At 41.8% G+C, this 677-nt stretch carries 1 protein-coding gene and 1 pseudogene; both read left to right on the top strand.

Annotated features, from left to right (window positions below):
- Nucleotides 1–289 (top strand): annotated as a pseudogene (locus ACFINU_RS10260) (filamentous hemagglutinin); the annotation flags it as partial.
- 20 nt (nt 290–309) lie between these two features.
- Nucleotides 310–677 (top strand): hypothetical protein (locus ACFINU_RS10255; protein ID WP_375619058.1); only part of this gene is annotated, 368 nt, incomplete at its 3' end.

Raw genomic sequence — 677 nt, 5'->3', positions numbered from 1 at the left:
CAATCTCTATGGACCAGCCTTTAATGTTTTAGTTGCATCCGGTCTGTTAGGGTATGTGAGTGATAGCAAACAAACCACTGTTGGTTTTGATGGTCATAGATACGACTTTGTCAGCAGAATTATTGGCGGCAATGGCTATACTTACGAGACAATACCTGCTGGTAGTAATTGGTGGAAAGAAACATGGAACATGTTCACAAATCCTTACAATCCCCATACTTGTCTTGGAGATGCGGGGCGTATGTGCAGCATACTTTACGGTTCATCTCATTTAGAACAAAAACCTTGAATTAAATCATGGAGGAAAAAATGAAACAAACTTTAAAATTATTAAGCGCTATAACTTTGTTAAGTATAGCTGGATGTCAGTTTAATAAAACTCCCCCAGGAGATGTGGCGGCGTGGAAAAAGCCAGGAGCAGGTTTTACAGAGGTAGGAAAAGCCTTGTTAGAATGCGGTCTGCCAAGCCTTATTAATGCTGATACAGAAAATAGAAAGCTCAGCTACAATGCAAATGCAACCATTGATGCTTGCATGCTCCAAGCGGGATTTCGCTATAAATATGATGTGGGAGGGGGGTGGTGTGGAAATCATAAAGCTGAAAACCTTCCGATTTGTCGTCCAGGTGCTGTCATCCCACAGAGAAGTGTCAAGAGGCGCTTAAATAGCCCTTATTG

It is taken from the genome of Bartonella sp. AC130YNZD, assembly GCF_042196865.1.
GTDB lineage: Bacteria > Pseudomonadota > Alphaproteobacteria > Rhizobiales > Rhizobiaceae > Bartonella.
The sequence above is the reverse complement of the archived record's forward strand: the minus strand, read 5'-3'. Positions and strand labels throughout refer to the sequence as shown.